Consider the following 23900-nt stretch of genomic DNA (forward strand, 5'->3'; position numbering starts at 1 on the left):
CATAAGTGACCCCGCGTTGCGTCTTGACGGAATCTTGAGCAAACGCAGCAAGACGTCTTGAGTTCGGCCCGGCAGTGTCTATGAGGTTGGCCCAAAAAGGCCCTTGACTCATCCGCTGCTAGTTACCCAGGACTGACATCGTGACCCAAAGCCCTGCCAGAACCCTTGCCCGATCCCGCACCGCCACCGTCCTGCTGGCGTGCGCCGCGACCCTCGCCGTTTCCGCCGTGACCGCCCCAATGGCTGCAGCCGACACCGGGCAAGGAGCCGTGATCAAGCCGTCATCCAGTGTCTCGGCGATGGCAGGACAGGTGGAGCAAACTGTTGTGGTGCCGGTGACCGCGGGACTGGAACCCACACGGATCAAGGGCAGCATCGTGGTGTCCGGGAAGCCGGAAGGGACGGTCCGCGCAACCGTCAACGGCAGGGTCATCCTGGAAGCCAACGCTGCAGCCACTGTTGCCCTGGACCAGGCAGTCAGCAACGCAGATGTCGTCAACCAGCAACTGACCGTGGGCCTGCAGTTCATTCCCGCCACGCAGACCATGTGTGTCGTCTCCAATGCGACGGCCACCCTTAACAACCTTGCCGTCGACTTCTCCGGAACCGCGAAGGTTCCCACAACGGTGGGTGAGTTCTTCCCGGCGTCCGTGCCCGCCGTCGTGCTTCCCGTCCCGGCGGATCCGGGCACGGATGTTTCCGCGGCGGTCATGACGGCCTCGGCCGCGATGGCTCACCGCTACCCGGACGCCTCCATCAGCGTCGTCCCGGAAAGCGGACTTGCCGCCCGCGCCGCGGGTTTTCCAGCAGGAAGCCGGGTGCTGAGCGTGGTGGGCGACCAAGGTGGAACGAGCACCACGTTGGCCACTGTGGCAGGCCTCCCGCAGCTCATCCTCAGCGGCCACGACGACGAACTACGCACCGCCGCACGTGCGCTGGCCAGCGACAAAACGGCGCTCGCGGTGACCTCGTCCGTGACCGGTCTGACATCCGCCTTGCCTGCTACGCCGGGACTGACGCGAAGCCTCAAAGACCTCGGAAGTACCACTTTGAAGCTGGCCGGTTACGGCACCCCGGAGTCCTACGTCGGCGTTAGCCAGTCGCAGTTCGGCGGGCCGGTCCAGTCGGTGAAGGTGCAGCTCAAAGGGACCCACACGGCTGTCCCCGCGAATGGCCAGGCCCAGCTTTCGGTCTTCTGGAACGATTACCTGCTGAGTTCCAAGAACCTCGACGGCGGTGACAGCTTCTCGCTGGAAGCCGAGGTCCCTGCCGGGCAGCTTCAGGCGAACAACGGCCTCCGGATCCGGCTCGCGGCACTGCCTGCGGGAGGCGATTGCACAGGACCTGCCGGTGTGATGCCCATGGAGGTCACCCTGGACACTGCCGGCAGCACGCTGACCGCCGTCCGGGGTGGTTCCCTGAAGGCCGGGTTCGCCCGCTTCCCCCAGGCACTGGGGCAGAGCGTTCCCGTGGCCTTCGGTGACGGGAACGCACAGGCAAACACCGTCAATGCGGCCACGCTCATCGCATCGATGCAGAAGGAGAGCGCCACACTTCTGGATACCCGGGTGGTGGGTCTGGATGCCCTTGCCGGCTCCAGTGAGTCCGGGCTGGTGGTCGGTGCCACAGGTGAAGTGGCCAAAAAGCTCTCCGCACCGCTGCGGCTGGCTGAGTTCCGCACCATCGCACCGGACGACGTCGAATACGGCGTGGGCACCTCGGCCCCGTTCGGCGTGTTGGAAGCGTTCGAACAGGGCGGCCGCGACCTGTTGCTTCTCGGTGCCTGGGCTCCGGATGGAAACCCGGCAGCAGCTGCTTTGCAGGCCTCGCTGACCTCGCACATCAGCGGTGTTGAAGGTGGTTGGGCGTCGTTGTCGCGCAACCTGCTGGTCACGCAGCCCTCGGGCACACCGGTCCTTTTGGAAAGCAACGTGGTGGTCCCACAAAAGGCGGTAACGGACGACTACCGCCCCTACGCCTGGTGGATCGGTGCCGCCGTGCTGGTTCTGGGCCTCGCGTTCGCCGTGCGGACCGTTCTCCTGCGGCGTCGTGCCAAGGAAGCCCACGCCTACGTGGACGCCGAGGTGAAAGCAACCGAGCCGGGCCATGGCAACTGACCTTGCCACGAGCCGCCGGGCTGCCCATCGGAAGCCCGCGCTGCAGTCCCTGACAACGCGGCTCACGTGGGGCTGGGACAGGCTGGGTGCCCCGGTAAACGGCCGGAAGGTGCCCGGTACCCGGATCGTGGCGGCGGTGTCCGCAGTCGTTGGGTACCTCGCCTGCCTGTACACCATTGGCCACGGGACCAACCTGGATTACTCCGACGCCCAGAGCCACCTGACCATTGCCCGGCGCATCTTCGACAGCAAAGCGCCCGGCTTTGAGCAGCTCGGCACCGTGTGGCTGCCTATGCCGCACCTTCTCCTGGCGCCGTTCGTGCTGAACATGTGGTTGTTCAGCTCAGGGTGGGCCGCCGGGCTGTTGGGCATTCTGGCCCTCTCCGGCACGGCCACCGGGTTGTACTTGATCGCAGCCCGCCTCGGCCTGGACAGGGCCGGGCGCCTGGCAACCACACTGGTGGTTCTGGCCAATCCTGCGGTCCTCTACGTTTACACGACGGCGCTGACAGAGCCCGTGCTGATCATGTGCATTGTGGGAGGCATGGCAGGGCTGGCACACTGGGCCACCAGTCGTCGCCGGATGAGTGCCGGTGAGCTGGCGGTTTTCGCGGGTATCCCGTCGGCGGCGGCCGTGTTGTCCCGTTACGAGGGATGGGCGCTGGTGATGACGGGGACGCTGTTCGTGCTGATCGTCTCCAAGCGACGCACCGGACAATGGCGTGAGGCCTTCACCATGGCCGGCGGCTACGTGATGATTCCTGCTGCGGCGGTGCTTTGGTGGCTTTCCTACAACTGGGCCATCTACGGCAACCCGCTGGAATTCATGTTCGGGCAGTACTCCGCTTACGCGCAGCAGAAAAACATCACCGACGGCGGTCTGTTGCCTACCAAGGGAAACCTGGGACTGACGCTGACTACTTTCCACTGGTCGTTGGTGGAGACCGCCGGTGTGGTGGTCCTCGCGCTGGCGGTGTGCGGCGCCGTCGTCCTGGTCCTGAGGCGGGGCTTCGCCAACAGCACCCTCCTGGTAGCGGTGACCGGCAGCGCCTACGCCTTTGCCTTGTTGAGCCTGTTCCTGGGCCAAACCGCCATCAACAACGACCATTCTCTGCCGACCACGTGGTGGAACAACCGCTTCGCACTGACGGCGCTGCCCCTGGTGGCCATCCTGGTGGCTGTGTTCGTGCATGAACTGGCGCGGCCCATCAGGCTCCGGCCGTGGCTGATCGGGGGCTTGCTGGCCGCATTGGTGGCGCAGAACGTGTGGTGGAGCGACGATCCCACAGGCCGGCTCGCGGTCCTTGCCGAAGGCCGGATGTCCGCTGAATCGACCACCAATTCCACCGCCGCCGCCCGCTGGCTGAACGAACACTACGAATCGGGAGGCATCCTGATGGACGAGAGTGCGCGGGGGAACGCGGTGCTTCCCGTCATGGGCATCCCGCTCAAGGAAATCTACAACAGGGCCTCGGGGGATTACTTCGCTCCGGCGCTGGAGGATCCGGCCAGGTATGCCAAGTGGGTCTTCGTCAACGTTGAGGCCGGTACGGGGGCAAAGGACTCCGGACCCACCGACCTCGTCTACCAGGCCATCCTCAAGAACCCGTCCTTCGGCGTGCGCTATTCCGTGGCGTTTTCCACGCCCACGCACCGGATCTATGAAAGGTCCTTCGATTCATGACGCCCCTTTCCCAAGCCAACGGGCAACTCAACCGGCAGTCCATCGGCCAGACACTGCTGGCCGCCGGCCTGGTGACGCCTGAGCAACTGCAGCGGGCACTGGACCGTGCCGCGAGCGAAGGTGGCCTGCTGGGACGGCACCTGATCCTGGAAGCCGGTTTGGACCGCCGTCGAATTTATGAAGTCCTGGCGCGGCAGTGGGACGCGCCGCTGGTCGACCTGGTTGCCGAGCCGACCGATGACGGTTTGATGGAACAGCTCAACTTCAGCGAACTTGGCGAACCGCAGTGGTTGCCATGGCGGTTCGACGACGGCGTCCTCACCGTGGCCACGGCCGTCGCCCCGTCCGAGCGCATCGCCGCGGAAGCGGCCGCGAAGTTCGGGGCGACCGACGTCGAATTCCGCACCACCACGGACTGGGACATCAACCAGTCCATCCAGCGTTCCTTCCGGCGGCACCTCCTGTACGAATCCGCCGAGCGCCTGGCCGAGGAAAGGCCGGGGGAGTCGGCCCGTATCGCGCTGACGCCATGGCAGCGGTACCTTCCGGTGGTCCTTGTTGCAGCGATCATGGTGGGCTTCGTGATCTCCCCACTGACGGCGGTCATTGTCCTGCTGACGGCCGCGAACCTCGTTTTCCTGATCAGCATCGCGTTCAAATCCTTGGCCAGTCTTCGGAGGCCTTTCGACAAACTTCACGAGGCAGCCGTGGTCCGGGCCCGGAACAGGGAGCGTGCGCGGCGAGGGCTTCCGCCCGTGGCAGCCGAACGGATTCCCAATTCCGAGCTGCCCGTCTACACCATCCTGGTTCCCGTGTTCCGTGAAGCGAACATCATCGACAAACTCCTGACGAACCTCGGGCAGCTGGACTACCCCAGGTCAAAGCTGGACGTCCTGGTCCTGCTGGAAGAAGACGACGCCGAGACCATCGCCGCAGCCAAGGCATCCAGGCCGCCGGAGTACGTACGCATCCTCATCGTTCCCAGGGGCGAGCCACAGACGAAGCCCCGGGCGTGCAACTACGGACTGACCTTCGCCCGGGGCGAGTACGTGGTGATCTACGACGCCGAGGACCGGCCGGACCCGGGGCAGCTGCGGGCGTCCATTGCGGCCTTCAAACAGGACGAGTTCGAGCGGCAGCACCTGAACCCCAACCGCAAACCCCTGATCTGCGTCCAGGCTGCGCTGAACTACTTCAACGCGGACCAGAACGTCCTCACCAGAATGTTCACCATCGAGTACACCCACTGGTTCGATTCGATGCTGCCGGGCCTGGACAACTCCGGGATTCCGCTGCCCTTGGGCGGCACTTCCAACCACTTCGTCACCGCACTCCTCAAGGAAGTCGGCGCGTGGGATCCGTGGAACGTGACCGAAGACGCGGACCTTGGGCTCAGGGCGGCCGTGGACGGTTACCGCGTTGGCGTCATCAACTCCACCACCTGGGAGGAAGCCTGTTCCCAGGTTCCTGCCTGGATCAAGCAACGCACCCGTTGGATCAAGGGCTACATGATCACCTCTGCCGTGAACACCAGGAACTCCTTGAGGTACATGAAGAGCACGGGCGTGGCCGGAACCATCGGCTTCCTGGGGCTGATCCTCGGCACACCCCTGGCCTTCCTTGCCTATCCACTGGTGGTCGGTTTTACTGTGGTGACCTACATCGGGTACGACATCGTAGGGCTGGTGCTGCCGGAGTGGTTGCTGGCCGGAGGAGTGGTGTCCATGCTGTTCGGCAACGCCATGATGATCATCGTTTCCGGGGTGACTACCCTGCACAGGCACGGCTGGCGCATCGCCATCTTCGCTTTGCTGAACCCGTTTTACTGGGTGCTCCACTCGGTGGCGGCGTGGCGCGCAGCGTGGCAGATGCTTACGAGCCCCCACAAATGGGAGAAGACCCCGCATGGGCTGGACGCGGAATTCCACGACGACGGCCACTGGGTGGCGTAATCAACGCACCTGATCTTGAGCAAATCTTGAGCAAATGCCGCACAGAGGTTGAGTAAGCAGCGCCACACTGAATCCAAAGCCGACGGATGACCAGCTGAGGGGGTTGGACACGGTGCTCGATTCGTTTTCGGTAAGAGTTGCCCTGGGCGTGGTCACTGTGACTCTCCTGGTGTTGTTCTGCACCTCCTTCCGCCGCACCCGCTCGCCGTATGCCGGATGGTGGAGCCTGGCTCTCCTGGAGTTCATGGCCGGCAACGCAGCCTTCCTGCTCAACGGGACTCCCCACCAGCAATGGGCCAACCCTGCCGGAAACGTCCTGGTGGTGGCCGGAGCTTTCAGCGTGTGGGCCGGAGCCCGCTCCCTGAGGAACCTCAAGACAGCCCGGTGGCAGTTGGTTGCAGCGCCGGCGGTCACTGCCGTGGCATCCGTCCTCGAAAACCCCGCCACCAACGTCTGGTCCGGCGGTTTCGTGTACCTGGGCATGATGACCGCGGGAATAGCCTTGGCTGCGCGGGACCTATGGCTGATCAAGGCTTCGCACTCGCAAGTCCACAAGGCGTTGTCACTCGCTGCGGGTCTGCTCGCCGTCTATTACCTGGGCCGCTGGGCCGTCTATGCGGTGGAAGGGCCAGGCAGCGAAACCTTTCGGAGCTACTTTGGTCCCGGACCCTCGGGTTTGGTCTCTCTGGTGCTGCTGGTGACGGTGTCGTTCAGCATGACCGCCCTGACCAGTGACCAGCTCATCAAGGGATTGAAGGAACGGGCTGACCGGGACCACCTGACAGGCCTACTCAACCGAGGCACCTTCCTTGAGCTGGCCACCACGGAACTCAACCGGCTGCACTCCACAGGATCGGGCGCCGCCGTGGTGCTGGCTGATCTTGACCACTTCAAGGCCGTCAATGACGAATACGGGCATGGTGCGGGGGACGAAGCGTTGAAAGCCTTCGCCGGAGCCTGCGCCGAATCGGTCAGGTCCACGGACCTCATTGGACGGTACGGCGGAGAGGAATTCATCCTTTTCCTGCCGGGAGCCACCCAGGACCGTGCCGAGAGCATCGCCGTCGAAATCAGCCGCCGGATCGCGGGCATGCGCACGCCGGAGGGTGTCCGGTTCCCCACCATCAGCTACGGGGTGACATCCAGCATCTCTTCGGGAGCCGATCTGCACTTCATGATCGAGGTAGCTGACGCAGCACTTTACAGTGCCAAGGCACAAGGACGAAACAGGATTGTAGGAGCCGACCGCCTCGAGGCGGCCACTATTGCGGATGAGGCACGATCATGACCGTTAACGAACTGACCACCAGGATCCAGGTCCAGCACAACCAGGAATTGTCCGTGTTCAGGCGGGACATCACCAGTGCCCCCTATAAAGCCGGAACGGCCACCTCCTTGAATGCGGACCGGCGCTCGGTGCGGATGGGTCCGGTCCAGTCCGTGGAAGATGGAAACGCCAACCTGACCATCGTGGCCGACGTCGAAGGGCTGGCCTGGTTCACGGCGGACAAGGGCCTCCTGGGCAGCTGCATCACGCTTTCCATTGCCGGCCACCGGCGCAACACCGGCACACGCGTCCACCTTCCTTTGGCTGAATGCGATGCCTGGATCGAGGCGATCTTCGGCGGATCGTGGATCAGCCATGTGTACCGTATGGGGACCATGGCCAAGCCCGACGGCCGGCTGGACATCGCCTCCTACCGCTTGTTCCTGGACGAGCACCGAAACCCCGTTCCCAAGCCCCAGTCCGTAGCCGACATGTCGCTGCGCAGCCTGGATGAATCGTGACCAGCACCGTGCCGCCCGGGCTGGTTTCCACCGATGACGATCCACGAATACGCCGCCTGGAACGGCAGGTCCGGGCGCTCATGGAGGAACTCCACCACGTCCGGAAAGAACAACGCCACGATGCCCTCACCGACTCCCTGACGGGCGTGGGTAATCGGCTCGCCTTGGCACGCGCCTTCAGGGAGGCCACGGAGGCCGCAGCCAAAGGCGGCGCCCCGCCCGCATTGATCCTCCTGAACCTGGACGGCTTCACGTCCCTGAAGAACTCGGCAGGCCACGCGGCGGCGGACCAGGTTCTGGTCACCGTCGCCATGCGCATCCGGTCGGCAGTCCGGGAGAACGACGTCGTCACCCGCCTGGGTGGCGACGATTTCGCTGTTTTGATGCCCGCCACCCCGCAAACCCGGGCCACCGCCGTCGGGAACCGCATCATGGCCGCGCTGGAACCGAACATCGATCTCGGCAACAACAGCGTCCAGTGCGCCGCCAGCATGGGTTTGCGCGTTGCGGAACCGCACCACACCCTGGAGGATTTGCTCCAGGAGGCCGGCTTCGCCCTGGAGGAATCCAAGGCCGAGGGCAGGAACAAGCTCAAATTGTTTAATCCGGTGACCCTCCACTTCCGGCAGCTGCAGCGCCAGATTGTGGGCGACCTCCGGGAAGGGATCCGGTCGGACCAGTTGGTCCTTTACTACCAGCCCATCGTGGACCTTGGCACGGGCAAGCTTGAAGGTTGCGAAGCCCTGGTCCGATGGAATCACCCGATCCATGGCCTGATCATGCCGGATCAGTTCATTCCCGTTGCTGAGGCTACCGGGTTGATCGCAGAACTGGGCCGGTGGGTCCTGCGCACAGCCATGCGCCAGCTCCGTCAGTGGCGGAACAACCCGGCAACGCTGCAGCCGGCTTTTTCCATGCGCATCAACGTCTCAGCCGCGGACCTTCAAAGCCTCGAGTTCGTGGACGACGTGCGCGATGTGCTGATGGAAGAAGGACTGTCCCCGGATTCCCTGGTGCTGGAGCTTACTGAAAGCGCCATCATCCGGAACAACGAGCTTGACCGTTACACCCTGATGAGCCTGCACAGGCTGGGGGTAGGCCTTGAGATCGACGACTTCGGCGCAGGGTATTCCTCGATGGGCTACCTGCGGAAACTGCCGGTGGACCGGGTGAAGGTGGACCGGCAGTTCGTGAAGGACCTGGCGAATGACCCTTCCCAACTGGAGTTCGTGGCAGCGATACAGCAGGTCATTCGTTCGTGCGGGCTCGAGGGTGTCTGGGAAGGAATCGAGACCGCCCAGGAGGCAGAGTTGCTCAGGAGCATCGGCTGCACCAGCGGACAAGGCTATTACTTCGGCAAGCCCGTGCCGGGCCCGGAGTTCACCGGGCTGCTGGAAACCAACCGTAGCTGGCCCGCTTAAACAAACAACGCGGGGTCACTTATGGCCCATCCCGGAGGGATTTACCGGCCATAAGTGACCCCGCGTTGCTTCAGGAGCTAGCCGAAGTACTTCGGCAGGGTTGCTTCGTGGGCTTCGCGGAGGGCATCCAGCGAGAGCTCGTCCACGCCGTTGATCTCCAGCTTTCCACCGGCAGCGTCAACAACGCCGATCCGGAGGTGGGCGAAGCCGCGGGCCGTGCACATGTCCTTGAAGCGGACTTCCTCGGAGCGCGGCACGGACACGATCGCCCGGGCCTGGGACTCGGAGAACAGCGCCGTGAACAGGTCCACGCCGTCGCGCTCCATGAGTTCCTCAAGGGCGATGCGGGCGCCGACGCCGTAACGGAGCGAGGACTCGACCAGGGCAGCCGCGAGGCCACCTTCGGAGAGGTCGTGCGCTGCGTCAACCATGCCGTCGCGGGAAGCGTTGATCAGGATCTGGCCCAGTTCACGCTCCGCTGCGAGGTCGACCTTCGGCGGCAGGCCGCCGAGGTGTCCGCGCAGGTTGGACCACTCCGAGCCGTCCAGCTCAGCTGCCGTGGTACCGAGCAGGTAGATGGCCTGGCCATCTTCGCGCCAGCCCGACGGCGTACGGCGGGCGACGTCGTCAAGCTTGCCCAGGACTGCCACGACAGGGGAGGGGTGGATCGGCGTGGTGCCGGTCTGGTTGTACAGGGAAACGTTGCCGCCCGTGACAGGGATGCCGAGTTCCATGCAGGCGTCCGAGAGGCCACGGATGGCCTCGGCCAGCTGCCACATGACATCCGGGTCCTCGGGGGAGCCGAAGTTCAGGCAGTCGCTGACGGCCATCGGCACAGCGCCGGAGGTGGCGACGTTGCGGTAGGCCTCGGCCAGGGCAAGCTGTGCACCCTGGTAGGGCTCGAGGTAGGTGTAGCGGCCGTTGGCGTCGGTGGCCAGGGCAACACCCAGGCCGGTTTCTTCGTCAACGCGCACCACGCCGGCGTCGTCCGGGAACGCCATGGCAGTGTTGCCGCCAACGTAGCGGTCGTACTGCTTGGTGATCCAGGACTTGCTGCACATGTTCGGCGATGCAACGAGTTCGGTCACGGCTGCTGCCAGTTCGGACGGAGCCGACGGGCGGCCTGCGTCCTCGACGGAACCGGTGAAGGAGTTCGACTGGACCGAGTCCTGCCACTCCGGGCGTGCGAACGGACGGTCGTAGACCGGGCCGTCGTGCGCTACGGTGCGGGGGTCGACGTCGACAATTACTTCGCCTTCCCAGGTGATGATGAGGCGGCCGGTGTCGGTGACTTCACCCAACCAGGAGTACTCAACGGCCCACTTGTCCATGACGGCTTCGAAGGCTTCGATGTTCTCCGGGGTGACCACGGCCATCATGCGTTCCTGCGACTCGGACATGAGGATTTCGCCCGGAGTCAGCGTGGGGTCGCGCAGAAGCACGGAGGTCAGTTCAACCTGCATGCCGCCGTCACCGTTGGAAGCGAGCTCGGACGTGGCGCAGGAGATGCCTGCCGCGCCGAGGTCCTGGATGCCTTCAACCAAAGAGCCCTTGAAGAGCTCCAGGCAGCATTCGATGAGGACCTTCTCAGCGAAGGGGTCGCCCACCTGGACTGCGGGGCGCTTGGAGGGCTTGGTGTCGTCGAAGGACTCCGAAGCCAGCACCGAAGCGCCGCCGATGCCGTCGCCACCGGTGCGTGCACCGAAGAGGACCACCTTGTTGCCCTTGCCGGAAGCGTTGGCCAGGCGGATGTCCTCGTGACGCATGACGCCCACGGCCAGCGCGTTAACCAGCGGGTTGCCCTGGTAGACGGAATCGAAGACCATTTCGCCGCCGATGTTCGGCAGGCCGAGGCAGTTGCCGTAGCCACCGATGCCGGCAACGGCACCGTGCATGACGCGTGCGGTGTCCGGGTGGTCGATGGCGCCGAAGCGCAGCGGGTCCATCACGGCAACCGGGCGGGCGCCCATGGAGATGATGTCGCGGACGATGCCGCCGATGCCGGTCGCCGCACCCTGGTAAGGCTCAACGAACGACGGCGAGTTGTGGGACTCGATCTTGAACGTCACGGCCCAGCCGTCGCCCAGGTTGGTCACGCCGGCGTTTTCGCCGATGCCCACCAGCATGTCCTTCTTCATTTCCTCGGTGACCTTCTCGCCGAACTGGCGGAGGTGGTTCTTGGAGGACTTGTAGGAGCAGTGCTCGCTCCACATGACCGAGTACATGGCCAGTTCGGCACCGGTGGGGCGGCGGCCAAGGACCTTGACGATCTCGTCGAATTCGTTCTGCTTCAAGCCCAGCTCGGCCCAGGGAAGTTCCGTGTCCGGGGTCTTGGCAGCGTGCTCAACGGTGTCGATGTTGAACTTCTTGGTGGTTTCCGTGGTCACTTGTCGCCTCCCACAATCTTGGTCAAAACGGAGGTGAAGAAACCGAGGCCGTCGGTGTCGCGGGGAGCACCATCGAGCGACTCGGGACCGAAGCCGGCTTCAACAGCGTGCTCGGGGTGCGGCATGAGGCCCACGACGTTGCCGGCGGCATTGGAGATACCGGCGATGTCGCGGCGGGAGCCGTTCGGGTTGAAGCCCACGTAGCGGAACACCACGCGGCCCTCAGCCTCAAGGGCATCCAGGGTCTTCTCGTCGGCGATGTACTGGCCGTCCTGGTTCTTCAGCGGCACGATGATTTCCTGGCCATCGGCGTAGTCCACGGTCCAGGCGGTGTTGGCGTTTTCCACGCGCAGCGTCTGGTCGCGGCAGATGAACTTCAGGTGGTCGTTCTTGATCATGGAACCGGGCAGCAGGTGCGACTCGGTCAGGATCTGGAAGCCGTTGCAGATGCCCAGGACAGGCAGCTTGGCGTCGGAGTTGGCGGCGTCGATGATCTTGGACATCAGCGGCGCGAAACGCGAGATGGCGCCGGCGCGGAGGTAGTCGCCGTAGGAGAAACCACCGGGGATGATGACAGCGTCAACGTCGCCGAGGTTTTCGTCCGCGTGCCAGAGCGACACCGCCGTGCCACCGGCAAGACGCACTGCACGTGCGGCGTCGCGGTCGTCAAGGGTGCCGGGGAAGGTGACGACGCCGATCTTGGCGCCTGCCAATCGGGGCTCCGCGGCGACGGCCACGGCCTCGCCAATCAAGGGGATGGAAGTCATATCAGGCCTCAACGACCTCGACGTTGACGACATCCTCGATCACCGGGTTGGACAGGAGGGTCTCGGCTGCTTCGCGGGCCTGGGCCAGGATAGCGTCGGTCACCTCGCCGTCGACGGTCAGTTCGAAGCGCTTGCCCTGGCGGACTGCGCTGAAGCTGTTGAAGCCGAGGCGGGGCAGTGCACCCACGATGGCCTTCCCCTGGGGGTCCAGAATCTCGGGCTTGGGCATGACGTCAACGACGATCCGGGGCATCCGGTAACTCCTGTGCGTGAGTTGGGTGAACCTTAAATAAGGCTGCCGCGGAGGTGCCGTCTCACGCCGTTCAGCCGCGTTCAAACATCGTGATCAACACAGGGTTGACCGCGGTTGTGAACAGCATTGTTTGAACGGCATGAGGGCGCTCCGCGAGCTTGCACAACCATTCTACCGGGAGGTGCGCTCATACCCTATTCAGCATGATTCTGCGAGGACACCCCGCCGTCGCGCCGGAAATTGGGACATTTTGAATGCCCGACGGCGGCCCTTGGGGGCGGCTGTCGGCGCTGGCCGCGCAGGGCTCGCGTCACTAGGATTGGCCCATGGCTGAGAAACCGAAATCGATGGTGCTGGGCGTCGTGGCCGCTGCCGTTTTTGCGGGCTTGGGCCGCATGGTGATCCAAAAGATCAAGGCTGACCTGGCTGCCCGCGATCACCGGGTCACCGCCCCTTTGGATGCGGAGACTCGGGCGAAAATCAGCGAGGCCCTGCGCGGGCCCCGATGAGCACTGCGACAGCCTGGGAATAGCGCACGTACAAATGCGCTATTCCAACCGGTTAAACACCGCGAATCCGGCGTATTTTGGAGTTACATGCGGGGGTTCACCCCCCTGGTAAGACCAAGAAAACCAGGAGGAACGATGACCGATCACATTGCAGAAGTATCCGCCTGCAGCGTTGGCAGTTGCGGATTCAACCACGACGGCTGTACAGCTTTTGGAATCACCATTGGCGGTACCCAGGACCACGCTTCCTGCGCAACGTTCATTGACACCAATGCCATGGGCGGACTTCCCAAGGTCTTGGCCCACGTTGGCGCCTGCCAGCGGTCCGAGTGCGTCCACAACAACAACCTCATGTGCGAGGCCCACGATGTCAGGGTTGGGCCGGGCCGTGAAGCCGCCGACTGCCTGACCTACGAGCACGCCTGATTCTTCCGACAACCCGAAAGCGGGCCCGCCCTCCTGAGGAGGACGGGCCCGCTTTTTGGTGCGGGTGCTACTTCTCGGCCGACGCGGACGTGGTGTCCTTGGGGTTGTCGGCCTCCTTCATTTCCTGCTCTGCCGTGGCCTGGATCAATGCCAGCAGCTCAGGGTCGAGGCCCGGCGCAAACTCTTCCTTGCGTTCGGGGGACATGGTCATGGGGAAGCCGTCCGGCATTGTCTCGGTGCTGAGCTCGGTTCCGTCGTTGGACGGCGAAGCTCCGCGGTAGAGCTTGCCCGCTTCGCTGAGGTTGTCAGCGCTGAAGGTGTACTGGATGCTCTGAAGCCCCAGGTCCAGGAGTTTCTTCACTTCCGGGAACTGTTCAGCATTGGTTTTCGGGATGGGGAGCACCTTGCCCCAATTTACGCCCAGGCTTTCCAATGCCTTGGCATAGGCATTCTCGTGCGCTTGGTCGCGGACAATCAGGTACGCGATGGTTGAGCGCGCCGTCTTGTTTTCCGTCATTTCATAGATGCGGCACTTCTGGAGCCGGCCCGTGGATTCGAGCATCAGGTTGTACAGCAGATCCAGAACCAGGTTGCCGCTGTTGTAGACATAGGAGCCACTCCACGGATTTCCCGCCGCATCCACGGGCAGCGCGCCTTGGGCTCCCACGAGGTAGTGGTGGATGTTGCTGGTATCGAGGGCGATGTTCAGGGGAGTTGCGCCACCGGCCCCGGGCTGGTCCACGGGGTCGTTCTTCTTGCCTTGATAGCGGGGTGAGCCATCAAGAAGCTGTGCAATGGTGGTTCCAATGAGCTCCACGTGGCTGATCTCTTCGGTACCGATGCCCTGGAGGAGGTCCTTGTAGGGCTTTGATGCGGGATCGCCGCGGAAGTTCATGCTTTGGAACAGGTACTGCATCATGGTCCGCATTTCGCCGAACTGCCCGCCCAGGCCTTCCTGGAGGGCGTTGGCTGCAGCGGGGTCTGGCTCGTCAGCGGCGATTTCGTTGATGAGAAGTTGGGTGTGCAGATACATTGCGATTCCTCACGGTGTTCATGCTGCGTCCGTGGGATGGAAACCCACTGCTGGCCACCCCGGAGTGCCTACCATAAGCATGCTTACTATATGGGCGCAAGGGATATTCGCTACCCGGCCACTTGGTTCGTCAGTGGCTTTCCTTCCTTCAGCGCATTGACGTTGGCCGTGACCAACGGACCTGCACCCTTGGGCCGGTTGCCCGCAACGTGGGGCGTGATGATCAGGTTCGGAGCGGTCCACAGCTCCGAATCGGCGGGCAGTGGCTCCACCTTGGTCACGTCCAGGGCGGCAGCGCGCAACCGTCCCTCCCGCAAAGCCGCGAGCAGCGCGTCCTCGTCCACAGTGGCACCGCGGCCCACATTGACGAACACCGCGCTCGCCGGGAGCTGACGCAGAACCTCTTCATTGAGGGCGTCGGCGGTTTCCGGGGTTGCGGGCAGGATCGAAATCAGCACATCCGTGGATCCCAGGACTTCGTGGAACTCATCTGCCGCCACCATCGGGAAACCGTAGCGTTCGCCCTTGGAACTTGCGACGCCGGTGACCTTCGCCCCCAGTGCGGCCAGCAGGGGAGCCAGCCGCCCCGCGATGGAACCGAAGCCCCAGATGGTGACCTTGGCGCCGTCGAGCGTGTAGAGCTGTTCGGTGGCGGGATCGGACTGGGCTGTGTTGTACGGCTGGTTCCACGTGGCGGCTTTTTGGGATTCCAGGAGGGCGTCCAAGCGCCGGACAGCTGCCAAAACCAGGGCGAGGGCGTGTTCCGCCACGGGTCCGTCGTGAAGCGAGCGGCCCGAGGTAATGGCCACGGAGTCGGCGAACCCGGCGGCCAAGACGGAGTCCGGTCCTGCCGCGAGAGTTTGGACCAACCGCAGGGAGGGCATCTCCTTGGCGGCGCCGGCGAGGTTCTCCGTGGTGTTGCGCCAGACCACCAGGACTTCCGCGTCACGGTGCGCGCTGGGGATGGGCTGGTCCACCTGGTACACCACGATGTCCTCTCCTGAAGCGTCGAGGCTGGCGAGGTCGAGGTCGATGGTGTCCGGGACGAGGATTTTCACTGCGGCTCCATGGGTTCGAGGCGGTTTTGGCTCTGTCCCGAGGCTACAGCTTTGCCGGGCCCCGAGCTTTCCCGTGCTTCATCCCTAGCAATGTGACGCCGAGCACCCTATGGTTGTAGGACGTTCGACGTAGCACGTAATACGAACGTCCTGCTTGTATTCGAGAAAGGACCCTGGATTTGAGATCCTCATCCCCCGCACCGCTCGCCCGCTTGGTAGTGGCCGGAGCCCTTGGCGTTGGCCTGCTGGCCGGGCTGGGACTGCCTGCGACCGCCGCACCCCTTCCGCCCGCCGACCCCTCGGCCGCACCAGGGTCTTTCGCCGAGGCCAACATCGCAGCGGACCGCACCGCTGCCAACTTCTTCTACCGGATCCCCGCACTGACTTACCTGGGCAACAACGTGGTCCTTGCCGCCTGGGACGGACGTCCCGGCTCGGCCGCCGATGCGCCCAACCCGAACTCGATCGTCCAGCGGCGCAGCACCGACGGGGGCCAGACGTGGGGACCCGTGCAGGTCATTGCCGCCGGTCATGTGGGAGACGCCAGCGGGCCAAAGTATGGCTACAGCGACCCCTCCTACATTTACGACGCCGAGGCGAACAAGGTCTTCGCATTCTTCGTCTACTCCAAGGACCAGGGCTTCGGCGGCAGCCAGTTCGGCAACGACGACGCCGACCGGACGGTGATCTCTTCCGCGGTCATCGAGTCCTCCGATGGCGGACTCACCTGGAGTCAGCCCCGGCTCATTACCAACGTCACCAAGCCCGGCACCAGTAAAACCAGCCCGGTGGCGGGGGATGTCCGTTCCAACTTCGCTTCCTCAGGCGAAGGTATCCAGCTCAAGTACGGGCCCTACAAAGGACGCCTGATCCAGCAGTACGCCGGTGACGTCCGCCAGGCCGATGGCACCAATAAGATCCAGGCGTACAGCGTCTACTCGGACGATCATGGCGTGACGTGGAAAAAGGGTTCCAACGTCGGTGACCGGATGGACGAGAACAAGACCGTGGAACTCTCCGACGGGCGGGTGCTCCTGAACTCCCGCGACAACGCCAACCAGGGTTACCGCAAGGTGGCCGTTTCCACCGACGGCGGGGCCACCTACGGCCCGGTCACGCAGGACACGGAGCTTCCGGATCCCGCCAATAATGGCTCCATCGCGCGAATGTTCCCGAATGCGGCGCAGGGTTCGGCAGATGCGAAGAAGCTCATTTTCACCAACGCCAATTCCAAGACCGGCCGGGAGAACGTCTCGGCGCGCGTGTCATGCGATGACGGTGCAACGTGGCCCGGTGTGCGGACCATCCGCTCCGGCTTCTCTGCCTACTCCACTGTTACCCGCCTTGAGGAAGGCAAGTTCGGCGTTCTTTACGAGGGCAACTACACGGACAACATGCCCTTCGCTAAATTCGACGACGCCTGGCTGAACTACGCCTGCGCGCCGCTGTCCGTCCCCGCGGTCACCACTGCGCCGGGGGCTACCCAGCAGGTTGCCGTCACCGTGACCAACCAGGAAACCACCACGCTCAGCGGTGCCAACGCGACTATCTACACGCCAACAGGTTGGTCAGCCACCACGGTGCCTGTTCCTTCCCTGGCTCCAGGCGCCTCGGTCACCGTCAATGTGGCCCTGACGGCGCCTGCAAATGCCAGCGGCCCGCAGAACCTCAACGCAGCATTCACGACGACGGACGGCCGGGTTTCGCAGTACACCTTCACCGCCACGGTGCCGGTGGCGCCGCAGGTAGGCCTGACCATTACAGGGACGGCCCCCACCCGCGATGTTCTCGCCAACCCGTACCAGGTGGGCGAGCAGCTCAGCTACTCGCTGAACGTCAAGAGCACCTCCAACGTCACAGCCAATTCGGTGCCACTTTCCGGGACGTTCGACTCCGGCTTCCTGCCGCCGTCGGCCCCCAACTGCCGGTACAACAACCTTGCCGCCGGTGCCAGCTACAACTGCACCACCGCCAAGCACGTGATCACGGCAACGGACCTCGAGCGTGGCTACTTCGTCCCGGAGGCGAGCTTCAGCATCACCTCAAGCACGACGCCGTCACTCACCAAAACGGTGCCGTTCACAGGCGCTGCGGTCGCCTTGCGCGACGGGTTGGTAACGGCCGACATCAGCGGGGCGAGGGCCGACGTCGGACGTGACCTCGCAACCCAGCCCTATGCGGCAGGCGACCTTGTCCCGTACACGTTCACCGTCAAGAACACGGGCCCACTCACGGAGAAAGTAGTACCTACGGCCGGCAACTTCAGCCCGTTCCTGCCTGAAGGCCCGGGCAACTGCCGCTACCTTTCCCTGGCGGCCGGGCAGGGCTACCAGTGCACGACACCACGGCATACAGTCACAACCCAGGAGGCCGCGCAGGGCTTCTTTGTTCCGGACACGACGTGGGAGGTCAGTGCCCCGGGCCAGAGCACCAAAACGTACCAGCTCAACGGGGGCGAGGTGGACCTCAAGGTCCGGGATGCCGCGCTTTCTGCAGCAGTCTCCGCCGAGTGGAAGGACGCGGACGGCGACCGCTTCGCCAGTGTCGGCGACCCCGTGACGTACACCTACACCGTGGGAAATGCGGGCAACGTGGACGTGAATGGGGTTGAAGCTCCCGCGGCCGGGATCTCGCTTGCTTCCCTTGCTGCCGGTGAAAGTGTGACCGCGACGCGTGAGCATGTGCTGACGGCCGGCGACGTCGCTGCCGGGTCACTCGCTGCGGTGGCTTTCGAAGCGAGTGGGAACAATGGTTCCAAGGAGGTGGCAGCGACGGCCGAGGCCGATGCCCTGGAGTTGAAGGTCCAGCCTGCCCGGCCGTCGGGTGAACCGCAGCTGACGGTGCAGGACTTCGATGGCCAGACGGCTCCGTTCGACCTGGGGACCGCGTACAAATACCGCAACGGACAAAAGGTGGCTCTTGAGGGCCTGGAGTACGGGCAGTGGTATTACGTGTACCTCAACAAGAACAGTTACCGTTTGGGCTGGATTTTCCCGACGACGGACAACACCGTGGAATTCATTCTTCCCTCGGACGTGAAGAATGGCCGGGATGATGTTGTGGTGCTCGATAAGGACGGCAAGCAGGTTTCCTTTGACCGCTTGCAGGTGACGCCCAAGGGCTGATTCTTGCGTGCGGGAATGGCAACGGGCCGCAGGGTTGATCTCTGCGGTCCGTTGCTGCTTTCTGTGACGGCACGCTGGGGCGTGACAAGACAAATTAATCAAAATGTGCTTTATGTCATATTCGGCTCTCACTAGATACTCTATGACTCGGCTGGTTGCGCGGTTTTGACAAGAACTGTCAAAGGTTCAACCATCTGAAAGTTGACAGGCCTTGGCGATGGAGCCCGGGCCTCCTCAGTGAAAGGTGCAACCACTCGTGAAATCACAAGGAAAGAGCTTCGTCAGAAGCGGGGGACTCCGGAAGGCCGCGGCGCTCGCCGTCGGCTTGCCGTTGCTTCTCTCGTCCATGGCGACGCCGGCCCAGGCCGCCCCAGCCCCGGCGGCGCCTGGAAATGTTGCAGGCGTGGCCAAGAAGAACCTTGACCCCGGCTCCTACAAGGACGGCCGCTACATGGTGGTCCTCGCCGAAAAGCCTGCGGCAACCTACGACGGCGGTACGGCGGGTCTTGCGCCTACCAAACCGGAAGAAGGCAAAAAGCTCGACGCCGACAGCGCCGAGGTGAAGCAATATCAGCAGCACCTGCAAAAGAAGCAGCAGGAAGTCGCGCAGCAGGAAAACGTCACCATCAAGCGCGAGTTCACCACCGCCGTCAACGGTTTCAGTGCCAACCTCACAGCAGACCAGGCCATCAACCTGGCCAAGGATCCCAAGGTCCTGATGGTCGCGCCCGACACCCAATACGCGCCGGACTACTCCACCACCGATTTCCTGAAGCTCAGCGGCCCCAACGGCACCTGGGCCACACAGTATGGTGGTCAGGAAAACGCCGGCAAGGGCACCGTCGTAGGCGTCATCGACACCGGTTACACGCCCTCGAACCCGTTCTTCGCGGGCGAGCCCGTCGGCCCGCTCGTGGGCAACCCCCAGGTGGGCGTCCCTTACCGCACCGCTGATGGCAAGATTGCCATGCTTAAGGCCGACGGCGACACTTTCGTCGGCGAATGCCAGCCGGGCACCGGAACAGGCGCCGACTACGACGGCAGTGCCTGCAACTCCAAGGTCCTGAGCACGCACTACTTTGCCGATGCCTTCCTGGAGACTGTCCCGCCGGCAAACCGTGCCCCGGAGGAAGTCATTTCCCCCGTTGACGTGGACAGCCACGGCACGCACACCGCCAGCACGGCGGCCGGCAACGGCAACGTCGACGCCGTTGTGGACGGCCGAAGCTTCGGAACCACCAGCGGCATCGCACCGGCCGCGAAGCTCTCCATCTACAAGGTTTGCTGGGAAGACACCGATCCGTCAACAGGTGGTTGCTACGGCTCCGCCTCGGTGGATGCGATCGAGCAGGCCATCCTGGACGGCGTGGACGTGCTGAACTACTCCATCTCAGGCTCCACCACCTCCACCACCGACCCCGTATCGCTGGCATTCCTGTCCGCGGCTTCCGCGGGGATCTTCGTGGCTACCTCGGCCGGCAACTCCGGCCCGACCGCCAGCACCGTCAACCACGGCGCTCCCTGGCTGACCACTGTTGCCGCGACGTCGTTCTCCCAGGAACTCCAAGGCACGGTGGAATTCTCCGATGGCAGCAAATTCCGCGGAGCGTCCATCATGAACCGCGAGGTGAGCGGGGCCGGCGTCGTGCTGTCCACCAACGCTGCCAGCGGCACCGGCAACGCAGCCCTCTGCGCCCCCGGCTCCCTGGACCCGGCCAAGGTGGCCGGCAAGGTTGTGGTGTGTGACCGCGGGGTCGTTGACCGCACTGCCAAGAGCGCCGAAGTCCTGCGCGGCGGCGGCGTCGGCATGATCCTGGTAAACCTGACGGAGTCGTCGCTGGACACAGACAAGCACGCCGTTCCCACCGTCCACGTGAACCCGCCCGCGACCCAGACCATCAAGGACAAGGTCACGGCCAACCCGGCCATCACCGTTTCCCTGGTCAACCGCGACACCACCGGTTTGCCGCTGGAAGCACAGCCGCAGATCGCCGGGTTCTCCTCGCGCGGGCCGCTGCTTGCCACCGACTCAGACCTGTTGAAGCCGGATGTCTCCGCACCCGGCGTCGCCATCCTCGCAGGTGTTTCCCCGATCGGAACCGGTGGAGACAACTTCGGCTTCCTGTCCGGAACCTCCATGGCTTCACCGCACGTGGCCGGCTTCGGGGCACTCATCCTGTCCAAGAACCCGCAGTGGTCTCCGGCCACGGTCAAGTCCGCAATGATGACCACCGCCGGCCCGGTCAAGTTGGCCAACGGAGCCGTCAACAAGGATGTCTTCGCTACCGGCGCCGGACAGGTTGATCCTGCTAAGGTCCTGAACCCGGGCCTGGTCTACGACGCCAGCACCGAGGATTACCTGAAGTTCATCCAGGGCACCGGAATGGACCTGGGCATGGAAGGGCTCGGCACCACAGCTGCGCGCGACATGAACGTTCCTTCCTTCGCACTGGGCAACCTGGCCGGAAAGATCGAGGTGACCCGTACCCTGACGGCACTGACCGCCGGCACGTACAGGGCCTCCGTTGATGTTCCCGGCGTCAACGTCAAGGTGACGCCGTCCGTGCTGACCTTTGGTGCTCCCGGTGAGAAGAAGACCTTCAAGGTCCAGTTCGAGAACAAGAACGCCGAACTCGGCAAGTTCGCCATGGGCTCGTTGAGCTGGCAGGGTGCCAACAAGACCGTCACCTCCCCGATCGCCGTCCGTCCCCAGTCCGTGATCGCGGACAAGGCGCTGGCGTTCACTGGAACCGGTCCCAACGGCTCGGGCACCATCAACATCACCTCCGGCACCAACCTGCCGGTGGGTGTGACCATTGACGGGCTGTCCAAGGCTGATTCGTCAGCCATCGAACTGGTCCCGGGCCCGTTTGCCGGTGAGACGAACGCGTCCAATTACGTGAAGAAGGTAACCGTGGGCGAGGGCAGCGCCCTTGCAAAATTCTCGGTGATCTCCTCCGATGAGGCTGCTGACTTCGACATGTTGGTCCTGACGCCCTCAGGCCAGCAGCTTCCGGCCGCAACAGCATCGGCCAGCGAAACCCTGTCCGTGCCCAACCCGGCACCCGGCGATTACTACGTCTTTGCCAACCTCTACGCCAGCCCTAACAACCAGGCCACCAAGGCCACTGTCGATGCTGCCGTTCTGGGTGCCAACCAGGGCAACGCCAGTGTGACGCCGAATCCGATCCGCCTGCCCAACGGCAAGACGGGGCAGATCTCGCTGAACTGGAAGAACCTTGAACCCGGTTCCTACATTGGCCGCCTGACCTTCGCGGGAACCAGCGAGCCGAGCTTCGTCACGGTCCTGGTCAACCCCGGCGGGGCGGTAGTGGTCCCGGACGAGGAGGACCCCAAGAAGGACAAGAAGGACAAGAAGCCGAAGGGCAAGATCCGCGCTGACGAGCCGACGCAGAGCAACAACGCCGGCTAAGTCCTTCCCGCACTAACAACGCGGGGTCACTTATGGCCCGTTCGGGCATCCCTTATGGGCCATAAGTGACCCCGCGTTGCGTTTAAACGGCGCCCGTCGAGCCTCCGGTGTTGCCCAGCAGCGCCGATACGGCCTTCCAGCGCGCAATCTCGCAGCCGTCGGTCCTGCTGAAGTGGCTGTGCACCTTGCGGCCACGGAACCAACCTGTCACTTCGGCCACCTGGGGGCCGCCGTATTGCTGGGTGCAGATCCGGTCCAGCCGTGGTTCCGGGAAGAAGATCTCCTCTCCGAACTGCTCGACGGCGGCAAGCGCCGCAGGCGCGTCCGGCAGGTTTGAGTCCACTGAGTCCGGGTCCGGCGAGAGGACGCCCCCGGCGGACCGAAGGTGGAAAACCCTGCTTTCAGCGTCAGGCGACTCTGTCAGCCTGACGGTGAGGTCGACGTCGTACTCGGTGGGGTTCGGGGAGACCATGGTGACCTTTCGCTGGTGGCGTCGGGTGCTCAGGCAGCCAGGCCGCTCAGCTCGTCCAAGAGCGGGCCTATTGCCTGGAGCACGCGGGCCCGCAGCTCCTGGGATTCGGCTGCGAAAGCCCGCTGGTATTCAACGTACTCGGCTTTGCCCTGCGGTGTCTCGATCCTGATGGGCGGGTAGCCCCATTCTTCGAGGTCGTAGGGCGACGCCTGCATGTCCATGGCACGGATCCGCCATGACAGTTCGAAGCAATCCATCACCAGTTCACTGGGCAACGCCGGAGCCAGCTTGTAGGCCCACTTGTAAAGGTCCATGTTGGCGTGCAGGCATCCTGGCTGTTCCATGGTCCGTTGGTTTTCGCGGGTGGGCGTGAGCTCGTTCAGGGGAACGGCGTCGGGAGTGTAAAAGCGGAAAGCGTCGAAGTGCGAGCAACGGATGCGGTTCTCTTCCACCACGGTGTCCGTGCCCTCGCCGCCGAGCCGCAGCTTCAGGTATTCGTGGCGCAGCTCGAACTTCTCCTGCCGGTACACCATGGCCCACTCATGCAGCCCGAAGCATCCGAACTGCGCAGGGCGCTTTGCCGTGCCGGACAGGATGATCCCAGCGAAGCGGACTGCTTCGGCGCGGTCGGCCAGGAAGCCGGCCCGGTCGAAGGTGACCGCAGGCGTGCCCGCAGGGAGCCCGATGGAGGCGAGTTCGCCGTCGGCGAGCATGTTGTAGAACTTCCAGCCACTGCGTTCCATGGCCTGTGGGCCACTGAGGACCACACCATCCCCAGGGTGCCAGCGCAGCAACTGCCCTGGCTTCTGCGTGTAGTACGTGAAGAGGAAGTCCTCCACAGGGTGCTTCTTGCCTGCCGAACGCCGGACAAGGTACGGGTCCGAGTACTGCGCGACCCGGGCATGATGGGCGGCCTCCAGCCCAAGCCATTGCTCTGGGGGGAGGTGCCGCAGCCTAGAGCCCGCCATCGGATCCGAGGACACTCTTGGCGGCGTCCCACATGCCGATCTGGCAGCCATCAGTGCGGCTGAAGGCAGCGTTGACTTCCTTGCCGTCCACCGAGCCGGTCACCTTGGCGGTTGCGGGGCCGCCGTATTGCATGGTGCAGGCGCGGTCGGCCCGCGGGGGAGCGGGGCTCAGCATGGCTGGGTTGCTCTTGATCGCGGCACAGGCCTCGGCAGGGGACGGATGCTTGCTCTCCGCGGCGGGGACGCCTCCGGAGCAGACCAGCGTGAAGTTTTGGGGCGATGCCTCGGGGGTTTCCAGGAGCGTGATGGACAGTTGGGCGTCGCCTGGACCGGCTGCGGCGGACGTGCTGCTGGGGGCCGGGCTGCTGCTCGGGCTGCTGGAGGCGGACGACGACGGCGATTGGCTGGTGCTGCCCGAAGTGCCTGGGGCGGAGGTGCTTGAGCATGCGGCGAGACCAGCGACAGCAAGAACTGCCAGTAGGGGTCGGACAAATCGCAGGCGCATGG

18 protein-coding genes are annotated in these 23900 nt (G+C 64.1%); 10 read left to right on the forward strand and 8 right to left on the reverse strand.

Translation table 11 applies throughout. The features are described from left to right. Window positions 1-140: 140 nt before the first annotated feature. From FDP28_RS10635 to FDP28_RS10660, 6 genes are all read left to right on the forward strand, one after another. Window positions 141-2117 carry a cellulose biosynthesis cyclic di-GMP-binding regulatory protein BcsB gene (locus FDP28_RS10635; RefSeq protein ID WP_144661413.1) on the forward strand — a complete coding sequence of 659 codons (1977 nt, stop codon included), beginning with the start codon at window positions 141-143 and terminating at the stop codon, window positions 2115-2117. Beyond that, a complete protein-coding gene (locus FDP28_RS10640) occupies window positions 2107-3801 on the forward strand; it encodes an ArnT family glycosyltransferase (protein ID WP_144661414.1) in 1695 nt (564 codons plus the stop codon). The genes FDP28_RS10635 and FDP28_RS10640 overlap by 11 nt, the downstream gene beginning before the upstream one ends. Further along, window positions 3798-5753 (forward strand): glycosyltransferase, encoded by a 1956-nt coding sequence (locus FDP28_RS10645; RefSeq protein WP_144661415.1) that lies wholly within the window; start codon window positions 3798-3800, stop codon window positions 5751-5753. The genes FDP28_RS10640 and FDP28_RS10645 overlap by 4 nt, the downstream gene beginning before the upstream one ends. Window positions 5754-5856: 103 nt before the next feature. Beyond that, window positions 5857-7041 (forward strand): GGDEF domain-containing protein, encoded by a 1185-nt coding sequence (locus FDP28_RS10650; protein ID WP_144661416.1) that lies wholly within the window; start codon window positions 5857-5859, stop codon window positions 7039-7041. Further along, a complete protein-coding gene (locus FDP28_RS10655; protein WP_144661417.1) occupies window positions 7038-7541 on the forward strand; it encodes a hypothetical protein in 504 nt (167 codons plus the stop codon). Before FDP28_RS10650 ends, FDP28_RS10655 begins: the two co-directional genes overlap by 4 nt. After that, entirely contained in the window at window positions 7538-8962 is a 1425-nt protein-coding gene (locus FDP28_RS10660) for a putative bifunctional diguanylate cyclase/phosphodiesterase (protein WP_144661418.1), read from the forward strand. Before FDP28_RS10655 ends, FDP28_RS10660 begins: the two co-directional genes overlap by 4 nt. 77 nt (window positions 8963-9039) lie before the next feature. On the opposite strand, the gene purL is transcribed toward FDP28_RS10660, so the two are convergent. From purL to purS, 3 genes are read right to left on the reverse strand one after another with little or no spacing between them, the layout of a single operon-like run. Further along, window positions 9040-11349, reverse strand: a complete 2310-nt coding sequence (gene purL / locus FDP28_RS10665; protein ID WP_144661419.1) for a phosphoribosylformylglycinamidine synthase subunit PurL — start codon at window positions 11347-11349, stop codon at window positions 9040-9042. After that, window positions 11346-12116 (reverse strand): phosphoribosylformylglycinamidine synthase subunit PurQ, encoded by a 771-nt coding sequence (purQ, locus tag FDP28_RS10670; protein WP_144661420.1) that lies wholly within the window; start codon window positions 12114-12116, stop codon window positions 11346-11348. Before purQ ends, purL begins: the two co-directional genes overlap by 4 nt. A gap of 1 nt (window position 12117) precedes the next feature. Then, window positions 12118-12369 (reverse strand): phosphoribosylformylglycinamidine synthase subunit PurS, encoded by a 252-nt coding sequence (gene purS, locus FDP28_RS10675; protein WP_011773385.1) that lies wholly within the window; start codon window positions 12367-12369, stop codon window positions 12118-12120. A 326-nt stretch (window positions 12370-12695) separates the two neighbouring features. Between purS and FDP28_RS10680 the strand changes: the two genes are divergently transcribed. Both FDP28_RS10680 and FDP28_RS10685 read left to right on the forward strand, forming a co-directional pair. After that, a complete protein-coding gene (locus FDP28_RS10680; RefSeq protein ID WP_144661421.1) occupies window positions 12696-12878 on the forward strand; it encodes a hypothetical protein in 183 nt (60 codons plus the stop codon). A gap of 135 nt (window positions 12879-13013) precedes the next feature. Then, on the forward strand, window positions 13014-13304 hold the full coding sequence (locus FDP28_RS10685; RefSeq protein WP_144661422.1) for a DUF1540 domain-containing protein: 291 nt from the start codon (window positions 13014-13016) through the stop codon (window positions 13302-13304). 67 nt (window positions 13305-13371) lie between these two features. Here FDP28_RS10685 and FDP28_RS10690 read toward each other — a convergent pair whose 3' ends face one another. After that, a complete protein-coding gene (locus FDP28_RS10690; RefSeq protein ID WP_144661423.1) occupies window positions 13372-14337 on the reverse strand; it encodes a manganese catalase family protein in 966 nt (321 codons plus the stop codon). A gap of 110 nt (window positions 14338-14447) precedes the next feature. Continuing rightward, on the reverse strand, window positions 14448-15395 hold the full coding sequence (locus FDP28_RS10695; RefSeq protein ID WP_144661424.1) for an NAD(P)-dependent oxidoreductase: 948 nt from the start codon (window positions 15393-15395) through the stop codon (window positions 14448-14450). A 179-nt stretch (window positions 15396-15574) separates the two neighbouring features. Between FDP28_RS10695 and FDP28_RS10700 the strand changes: the two genes are divergently transcribed. Both FDP28_RS10700 and FDP28_RS10705 read left to right on the forward strand, forming a co-directional pair. Next, window positions 15575-18520, forward strand: coding sequence for an exo-alpha-sialidase (locus FDP28_RS10700; protein WP_144661425.1), 2946 nt, complete (start codon window positions 15575-15577; stop codon window positions 18518-18520). A 256-nt stretch (window positions 18521-18776) separates the two neighbouring features. Further along, the gene (locus tag FDP28_RS10705) at window positions 18777-21953 is read left to right on the forward strand and encodes a S8 family serine peptidase (RefSeq protein ID WP_464597411.1); all 3177 of its coding nucleotides are present in this window, start codon (window positions 18777-18779) and stop codon (window positions 21951-21953) included. Window positions 21954-22035: 82 nt separating this feature from the next. Here the strand turns inward: FDP28_RS10705 and FDP28_RS10710 are convergent, their stop codons facing one another. From FDP28_RS10710 to FDP28_RS10720, 3 genes are read right to left on the reverse strand one after another with little or no spacing between them, the layout of a single operon-like run. Further along, entirely contained in the window at window positions 22036-22425 is a 390-nt protein-coding gene (locus FDP28_RS10710) for a serine protease inhibitor (RefSeq protein ID WP_144661426.1), read from the reverse strand. 29 nt (window positions 22426-22454) lie between these two features. Next, complete coding sequence (locus FDP28_RS10715; RefSeq protein ID WP_186313592.1) at window positions 22455-23393, reverse strand: 3-methyladenine DNA glycosylase; 939 nt, start codon at window positions 23391-23393, stop codon at window positions 22455-22457. Further along, window positions 23380-23898 (reverse strand): SSI family serine proteinase inhibitor, encoded by a 519-nt coding sequence (locus FDP28_RS10720; RefSeq protein WP_144661428.1) that lies wholly within the window; start codon window positions 23896-23898, stop codon window positions 23380-23382. Before FDP28_RS10720 ends, FDP28_RS10715 begins: the two co-directional genes overlap by 14 nt. Between the last annotated feature and the right edge of the window lie 2 nt (window positions 23899-23900).

The sequence above is a fragment of the Paenarthrobacter nicotinovorans genome (assembly GCF_007670255.1).
Classification (GTDB): Bacteria; Actinomycetota; Actinomycetes; order Actinomycetales; family Micrococcaceae; genus Arthrobacter; species Arthrobacter nicotinovorans_B.